Source organism: Bartonella sp. AP4SXKL, from assembly GCF_042195845.1.
In the GTDB taxonomy this organism is placed as follows: domain Bacteria; phylum Pseudomonadota; class Alphaproteobacteria; order Rhizobiales; family Rhizobiaceae; genus Bartonella.
This window is the reverse complement of the sequence record NZ_JBHIPA010000029.1, coordinates 1-7,858: the sequence shown is the minus strand read 5'-3', so window position 1 is coordinate 7,858 and position 7,858 is coordinate 1. Positions and strand designations below refer to the sequence as shown.

The 7,858-nt window shown below is 36.2% G+C and carries 13 protein-coding genes; all 13 read right to left on the bottom strand.

Annotated features, from left to right (window positions below; translation table 11 throughout):
• Positions 1–621, bottom strand: a 621-nt coding sequence (locus ACFIMI_RS09160; RefSeq protein WP_375692497.1) for a type IV secretion system protein, incomplete at its 3' end; no start/stop codon positions are given.
• A gap of 191 nt (positions 622–812) precedes the next feature.
• The gene (locus ACFIMI_RS09155) at positions 813–1,580 is read right to left on the bottom strand and encodes a type IV secretion system protein (protein ID WP_375613870.1); all 768 of its coding nucleotides are present in this window, start codon (positions 1,578–1,580) and stop codon (positions 813–815) included.
• Positions 1,577–4,048, bottom strand: a complete 2,472-nt coding sequence (locus ACFIMI_RS09150; RefSeq protein ID WP_375613869.1) for a VirB4 family type IV secretion/conjugal transfer ATPase — start codon at positions 4,046–4,048, stop codon at positions 1,577–1,579. Before ACFIMI_RS09150 ends, ACFIMI_RS09155 begins: the two co-directional genes overlap by 4 nt.
• A 2-nt stretch (positions 4,049–4,050) precedes the next feature.
• The gene (locus ACFIMI_RS09145; protein WP_375613868.1) at positions 4,051–4,359 is read right to left on the bottom strand and encodes a type IV secretion system protein VirB3; all 309 of its coding nucleotides are present in this window, start codon (positions 4,357–4,359) and stop codon (positions 4,051–4,053) included.
• A 12-nt stretch (positions 4,360–4,371) separates the two neighbouring features.
• Positions 4,372–4,680: a conjugal transfer protein gene (locus tag ACFIMI_RS09140; RefSeq protein ID WP_375613867.1), complete on the bottom strand. Its 309-nt coding sequence runs from the start codon at positions 4,678–4,680 to the stop codon at positions 4,372–4,374.
• A gap of 125 nt (positions 4,681–4,805) precedes the next feature.
• Entirely contained in the window at positions 4,806–5,126 is a 321-nt protein-coding gene (gene trwL, locus ACFIMI_RS09135; RefSeq protein WP_375613866.1) for a VirB2 family type IV secretion system major pilin TrwL, read from the bottom strand.
• A 127-nt stretch (positions 5,127–5,253) separates the two neighbouring features.
• The gene (gene trwL / locus ACFIMI_RS09130) at positions 5,254–5,568 is read right to left on the bottom strand and encodes a VirB2 family type IV secretion system major pilin TrwL (protein ID WP_375613865.1); all 315 of its coding nucleotides are present in this window, start codon (positions 5,566–5,568) and stop codon (positions 5,254–5,256) included.
• Between the two features lie 114 nt (positions 5,569–5,682).
• On the bottom strand, positions 5,683–5,994 hold the full coding sequence (gene trwL / locus ACFIMI_RS09125) for a VirB2 family type IV secretion system major pilin TrwL (RefSeq protein WP_375613864.1): 312 nt from the start codon (positions 5,992–5,994) through the stop codon (positions 5,683–5,685).
• 127 nt (positions 5,995–6,121) lie between these two features.
• On the bottom strand, positions 6,122–6,445 hold the full coding sequence (trwL, locus tag ACFIMI_RS09120; RefSeq protein WP_375613863.1) for a VirB2 family type IV secretion system major pilin TrwL: 324 nt from the start codon (positions 6,443–6,445) through the stop codon (positions 6,122–6,124).
• A gap of 56 nt (positions 6,446–6,501) precedes the next feature.
• A complete protein-coding gene (trwL, locus tag ACFIMI_RS09115; protein WP_375613862.1) occupies positions 6,502–6,819 on the bottom strand; it encodes a VirB2 family type IV secretion system major pilin TrwL in 318 nt (105 codons plus the stop codon).
• Between the two features lie 56 nt (positions 6,820–6,875).
• The gene (gene trwL, locus ACFIMI_RS09110) at positions 6,876–7,193 is read right to left on the bottom strand and encodes a VirB2 family type IV secretion system major pilin TrwL (RefSeq protein WP_375613861.1); all 318 of its coding nucleotides are present in this window, start codon (positions 7,191–7,193) and stop codon (positions 6,876–6,878) included.
• A 128-nt stretch (positions 7,194–7,321) separates the two neighbouring features.
• Positions 7,322–7,633 carry a VirB2 family type IV secretion system major pilin TrwL gene (gene trwL, locus ACFIMI_RS09105; protein WP_375612573.1) on the bottom strand — a complete coding sequence of 104 codons (312 nt, stop codon included), beginning with the start codon at positions 7,631–7,633 and terminating at the stop codon, positions 7,322–7,324.
• Between the two features lie 66 nt (positions 7,634–7,699).
• A partial coding sequence (gene trwL, locus ACFIMI_RS09100) for a VirB2 family type IV secretion system major pilin TrwL (RefSeq protein ID WP_375613871.1) occupies positions 7,700–7,858 on the bottom strand: 159 nt, incomplete at its 5' end.

Below are 7,858 nucleotides of genomic sequence, written 5' to 3'. Positions count from 1 at the left end.
TATATAATTCACAACTTGGATTATCCATTGCTCGAAAAGGCGATGAGTTGGTTGCCAGAGCAAAGCAATGATGAAGAATGGTCCCCATCCTACAAGAAGTGTAATAGCGATTTTTGTTAGGAGCACGAGACCACCACCGATTGCGACTACGAGGCTTGTTGCTAGCAAGATAATGATGCCTAAGAGACTGTAAAGCAGTCCATTGGACTCGAAGAAGACGGTTTCTTGGAAAAGACGGCCTGCATATTGAAATCCTTTGGTTGCTGCTGTGTCCAGTAAATTCATTAATTGTTTATCATCGAGTGGATTTGTTATGAGCGCTTTTGATAACTCATAGGGCATTTGTGTTATTAAATTTGTGATTTCTGGTTGATAAAGTCCTGTGGTAAGAGCTATTGAAGTAATAATACTTATCCGTAGGAAACGGTTTACGAATCCGGAGAGAGGCATATCGATAGCGCCCCGGATGATGAGCCAACCATAGATGATGAAAGCGATTGTGATACCGATTGATACAAAGGGTGTAATTGTAGCTATTGTTTTTGAGGAAATATCCGTGACATATGTTTTTGTTATCTGATCAATTTTATTGAAAAGTTGCGTGAACACTGTAAAGTCCATGGAATTCCTCTTTAACGAATTTTCAACTTTTTATATGCTTTTTGAGCATTTTTCGTTGAATTTTTTTAAGGATAAAATGAAACTTCGTAGACCTTTTCGATCTATGAGAGAGAATTGAGTATTACGCATTAACTTTTTCTTTTTACGAGCATACAGGAAAAATAATATACAAAATATTGCTACAAAAAGCTTTACCTAATGAATCTTATGGTAGGCATGTTCGTGTTTTTACTATTCAAAATTTTTATGTTATGTTTATCTTTCTGTTGTTTGATAAGTGTATGTTCAGCATTGCGTAAATGTGTAACCATTTGTAGTTTTGCTGTTTCATTTTGTAGCATAGCAAGCATTCCAATTATATGTGCTTGTAACTCGGCAATACTTTTTAGATCTTTTGTTGTCGTGATCTCGTTTAATAGTTCTTCAATTTGCTGAAAACGATTGTTTGCTTCTTGAAAAGTTTTTAAACTTACGGCTTTATCAGTGATGGCTGCATATTGGATACGCTTGTTGATAAAACTGCTAGATTCATGGATAGTGACAGGAATTTCTTCTTCTTTTAAAATATTTTCAAGTGATGTAGATAGAGCAGAAGTTTTATTTCTATTGTAGAGATTCTCTGGATTTTTGAGAAAAAAGCTACTGTGATCTGTTTGTACATTTTTAAGTTTTTTAGTGTCGAATTTTTGGCTTCCCGTTATAGACTCGTGTATCTTTTTTACTTCCTCAAGGTGTTTTTTTAGCATATCGAGAAGTTGGGCATCAGGTGGCGCTTTCTTTTGCTGTGGAGTTTTTTTAGACTTTGATGTATTTGAAGATGAACTTCCAAAAAAATTGGGCCACTTCGTTGGAACGGATGCCGATAAATCCGCCGACCCAGCGCCCCAAACCCAAGCCATCGCTGGGTTTGAAACCCCTAAAGTTATTACAACTACTATTGAAATGACCTTTTTTTTCATGTTTCCCTCCTGTCATTTTTTGCGTGCTGTAAGAAAATTGGTAACCATATTGCCGGATCATCACCAACTTCTGCGATAATGCTTTCGGCTAACTCTGCGTTATCAGGCGTTCCTGATAACACTAAGAGCTCGTCACTAAAGTCGTGTTCGATGGTTTTTCCATCGCGTGTTAGATGGAATTTACCAAGATTCAGTTCTGCAAGCGCAGATTGATCACCCTGCTTAATGAGGAATTGGCGACTAAACTCACCAAGTCCTTTAACGAGTTCAAATTCGGCATCTGTTAGTTTAAAGCCTTTTGTATAATCTTCATAATTTGCTTTGGGATTGGCTAGAAAAATGTAAGTTGCACACTGTTGAATGAGTGTTTTGGCAATATTACTTTCCAAGGCATCGCTAGGCTCTTGTGTTGCATAAACAAAAATACCATTTTGTTTACGGATGGTCTTTTGTTTATTTTTGGCTAAATCTTCAAAGTACGGATCTTGCAAAGGCTTCCAAAACTCGTCAAAGATATACATAAACCGCTGTCCGCTAATCATGCCTTCTGTGCGGTAAAGCAAATACATCATCACTGGAGTGCGAGTTTCAAAATTATCTAAGAATTCCGTGATATCAAAGCCGTAAATTTGATGTGTTGAGAGATCAAGAGCATCATGGGGATTATCAAACAACCACCCATAATCACCACCTTCACACCATTTTAGTAAGCGAGCATGAACAGATGGGTGAGCATTATAATCACTTAAACGTGGATTTGGTAAAAATTGTACTAGAAAGGACAAACGACGGAGTGATCGGTCAATGTTAGCACTCATAACAGACATAACTGCTTTGTTAATTTCTTCTTCGTCGTGATGCGTGACTTCACCACCAGCTTCTGCCAATTTTTTAACAAATTGTTTCAGAAAAATAAGATTTTCTTGTGTGGGTGGGAGTTGGAAAGGATTGAAACCACTTTTTCTGCCTGGCTTGAATGTTAAATATTTTCCACCCATCGCCCGAATGGCAATTTCCATGCCACGATCTTTATCAAAAACAACAGTTGTCGGCTTAAATTTTTGTGCTTGTGCTAACAAAAAGCCGAGTAACACGGTTTTACCGGAACCAGATTGTCCGATAAGTGCGGTATTACCAAGTAAACGTTTATCTGTCGAGTCCTCTTCAAGTTTGGAGGCATGAAAGTTGAAATAAAGCGGTGTTTTACTGGTTGTTTTAAGAATTGTGACGGCTGGTCCCCATGGGTTGCCAGTGGGTTTTCCTGACATAAAATTATGAAAAGATGAAAATGACAAAAAGTTCAATGATGTAATCGGAGCAGGACGTGGTCTCCATTTCCAATTGCCAGGAAGTTGTGCCCAATAGCCAGCCTCTATCGCTAAGTCTACAGGTTTGGGCAGTACCGCAACGTCTAGTAATGCTGCACTTGCTTTGGCCATATGGTCGCGAACTTGTTGAATTGTATCACCATAGATCGTCAATGTGCAGTGATGTTCTCCCATGACAAAATGCCCACTGATAAGCTGGTTTAGTGCTTCGTCAATTTGTTCAATTTGGCTCGTTGCCACATCTCGTGCATCAATAAGATTACGCTGATGCCGTTGTAAATAGTCTTTAGCAGCATGTCGGGAGAGCACTGAAAAGCTCTGCGTCAATACGAACTCGAAGTCACTTTCCAACAAAACATTTAATTGTCCTGGTTTGGTTGTTGCATCATATTCTTTAATTTCAAGCATTCCAAATCGACGCATTCCACTGGTTGTTCGCAGTTCACCAAGAGCGCCCCATTTTGAGAAAAAAGGTCGATTGACAGACATATAGTCAGCAAAACGGTCATGGCAAATTGGCATAGGGCGATATTCACCATTGACAAGCATTCCAAGGAATTCAAGTGCAGAAGAATAAGCATGCCCATTTTTTTCATAAGCACCAAGAAGTTCTGCACCGTAACGGTTTAAAGATTGGCCTAAAGTACGATTGATGTCATTGAGTTCTTTGATACATGTGTCTTGTCGCATCTTTTTTTGATCAAGCGTTTCACGTTCATGTTTAGAAAAGAACGACATAATTTTATCCGCTATCGGTTGAAAAATGACAGTCAGATATAAATCATTGACCATCAAATTATAACCAGTAAAGCTTTGTCGATATTTTTCATCAAGTTGATAGCAAAACATTTGATCAAATGTTGAATCAGGATATTCATAAACACGGCGGCGCACAATATGCGTCCAAAATGATAAATTGGCTGATGCAAGACCCCGTAGAGTATTGTTAAGCTCTTTTATCCATTGAAAAATATCTTCTTCTGAAGCGCTTTGATGCGAACGCCCATCAATTTTCCAAATTGACAAATATTCCGCATTTTTAGTAGAAATAATCGTATCTGTAATATGATGTGAATAAGGCAGAAACAGGCTTACAGGTGTCTCTGATGCAAGGCGTTTGCTGCTTTCAACAGCTGTCATGTTTATCTCCTTTTACTATAATCAGAGGGACTATAACTTGATGCGCCCCAAAAACCTTTGTTGCGATTGCGAAATTTAGTATCGATCCATAACCACCAGATACGAAACGCCTTATCATCGTTTTTAGTAATTTGCACCATAATAAACCATAATGGAGGTGCTATAATCCACAAAAAGATACTTACTGTCATAGCAATAACAGCAACCCCCATAACCATAACGATAAATGGCATCATGGGGACACCCCATATCGTTGGAACACGTGTTGCTCCCTTGAATAGGGGGAATTCTTTTTTTTCTTGCGATTTCATGGAATGTTCTCGTCACTGGAGGTGAAATAATATGTGGCTAATATAAAAAGCTGCACCAGCAATAATGACACTGAATGCCCATCGCATAAATGTAGCTCTTGCGATAATGCGAAATATATAAATAAGCAAAAGTAATAAAAGAATGATAGCAGCAACGATAGGAATAATTATACTTAATCCATATTGCATCCCTATGAAAACATCTAAACTCTTTGTTTCCGTCTGAGCATATGCAGATTGAGTTATTAATAACATAATCAAAGTTATAAAAATAGCACTAATCTTACATATTTTTGATTGAAGCGTATTTAATTGTTTCATATCTTTTATCCCCTTTTAATTAAAGTTGCTATAAATAATATTCCTTTTTTCGTAGTGTGAGCGATATTATTACTGGTACAAATCTATAATTAACGAACATTAAAAACATTACGTATTATACTAATTTATGCTTGACCTGTAAATAGCAGTTTAGCAAGTTGGGTTGCCGAGCCAGCAATGACAACGCCGATTGCCCACCGTACAAACGTATCTTTTCCTATGTAGCGGCCTGCGTAACCAATTGCTAAGCACAAAAGTATCACGGCAGCAGCAACAGGAATAATGTGATCAATAAGATCTTTTTTTAGAGCAGTCAGAGCTTTTTCAGCAGGAGCTAATTGCGCATTTGCATATGCAGACTGTGTTATAAAAAATGTAATTATAGCTGTAGAAATTACTATGATTTTGTTGTTATTTTGTGTTTGGAGATTAATTAATTTTCGCATATTTTACTTTCATTAAATTTTTATGAATATTTTATACTTTTTAAAATAAACAAATTGGTATCTTTATATGTTACAAATAGCAAGTATAAACTCTTACTTTAAAAACATTATGTGTTATATAAGCTTATTATTTACCTGTAAATAACAGTGTAGAAAGTTGTGTTGCTGAGCCAGCGATGACAACGCCAATCGCCCACCGTACAAACGTATCTTTTCCAATGTAGCGCCCTGCATAGGCAATTGCTAAACACAAAAGTATAACAGCAGCGGCGAGAGGGATAATCGCTTTTAAGTCATTTTGGAGTGCATCTAACGCCTTTTTTGCAGGATCTAATTTTACATTTGCATATACGGGATTCGTTATAAAAAAGGCACTTAGAGCTGCAGAAATTACGATAATTTTGTTATTATTTTTTAATTTGAGATTAATTAATTTTTTCATATTTTACTCTTATCAATACTTTGTATATTCTTAATATAAACGAAATATCACATAATATGTTTAAATTTATCAAACATAAACTCTCACATTAGAGACATTATGTCTTATAAAGACTCACACTTGCCCCTTGAATAACAGGCTCGCAAGTTGGGTTGCTGAGCCAGCGACGATAACACCGATTGCCCACCGTACAAATGTATCTTTTCCGATGTAACGTCCAGCATAACCAATTGCTAAGCATAAAAGAATAACGGCAGCAGCAACAGGAATAATATTAGTAGTAAGATCTGTTTGCAGAGTTTTTAAAGCATCTTCAGCTTTTAGTTTTGCATACGCAGGATGTACTATAAAAAATAAACTTATAGCCGAAGAAATTGCTGTGATTCTATTGTTATTTTTTAATCGGAAATCAATTAATTTTTTCATATTTTACTCTTAATTAATGCTCTTATTAATACTTTGTATTTATTATTATAAAACATATGAGATTTTTATATGTGTATAATAATTAGATATAAAACCTTATGATAAAAATATTATGCATTATATAGACTTACGCTTGCCCCTTGAATAACAGGCTCGCAAGTTGGGTTGCTGAGCCAGCGACGACAACGCCAATCGCCCAGCGTACAAATGTATCCTTTTCTATGTAGCGGCCTGCGTAACCAATTGCTAAGCATAAAAGTATAACAGCAGCAGCGACAGGAATAATATTAGTATTAAGATCTTTTTGGAGTTCTTCTAAAGCTGTTTTTGCAGGAGCTAAACCGTTTGCTTGGGCCCATACGGGATGTGTTATAAAAAATACAGTTATAGCTGCAGAAAGTGTGATGATTTTGTTATTGTTCTTTGATTCGAAACTAATTAGTTTTTGCATATTTCTCTCACTAAGATTATAGATAACATTTTGTATTATAGCTATCATCTTTAATTTTAATTAACTGCACCTGTGAATAAAAGCTTAGCAAGCTGGGTTGCTGAGCCAGCGATAACAACACCGATTGCCCATCGTATAAATGTATCCTTTTCGATGTAACGCCCTGCATAGAGAATGGCTAGGCATAAAAGTATAACAGCAGCAGCAACAGGAATAATATTAGTAGTAAGATCTGTTTGTAGAGCTGTTAAAGCTTTGTTTGCATGTTCTATTGCTGCACATGCAGGATTTCTCATAAAAAATATAGTTACAGCAGCAGAAATTGCTGCAACTTTGTTATTACTTTTTGGCTGGAGGTTAATTAATTTTCGCATATTTCTCTCATTAAGATTTTAAATAACATTTTGTATTATAGCTGTCATCTTTAATTTTAACTAACTACACCTTTGAATAACAGTTGAGCAAGCTGGGTTGCTGAGCCAGCGACAACAACGCCGATTGCCCATCGTATAAATGTATCTTTTCCGATGTAGCGTCCAGCATAGAGAATGGCTAGGCATAAAAGTATAACAGCAGCAGCAACAGGAATAATATTTTTAACAAGATCATCTTGCAAAGTGTCTAGAGCTTGTTTTGCATTTTTTAATTGCACTGCATATGCAGGATTGCTAATAAAAAGTACAGTTAAAGCTGCAGAAATTATTATAATTTCATTATTATTTTTCTGGAAATTAGTTAATTTTCTCATATTTAGCTTCATTGATTTATCATAAATATTTTTTCTACGAAATAAGAAACAATTTCATTGATGCATAATGAAAGCATTGAAATCCAAAGTTTCTTTTACAAAAAATATTTCTTATTCCAAAAGATTTATCAGTTAGGTTTAAATAATAAACCGGCAAGTTCAGCTGCTGAGCCCGCGATAACGACACCAATTGCCCACCGTACGAATGTGTCTTTTCCGATGTAGCGTCCTGCATAACCAATTGCTAAGCATAATAGTATAACAGCAGCAGCGAGAGGGATAAGCAACTTTAAGTCATCACGGAGTTTTTCTAAAGCACCTTTTGCAGTTGTTAATTGTTGAGCATACACAGGATTGGACATAAAAAATACAGTTAAAGCTGCAGAGGTTTTAGTAGCTTTATTCCGAATTATTGTTTGAAGAACTTTTGATTTTTTCATATTGTTTATCTCAATTTAGATTTCGCTTTAGGATAAAAAGATATTTTATACAGCATGACTTTTTTATTACGCGCTTTTGAATAACATATTTGCAAGTTCAGCTGCTGAACCAGCGATAACGACACCAATTGCCCACCGTACGAATGTATCTTTTCCGATGTAGCGCCCTGCATAACCAATTGCTAAGCACAAAAGTATCACGGCAGCAGCAATGGGGATAATCGT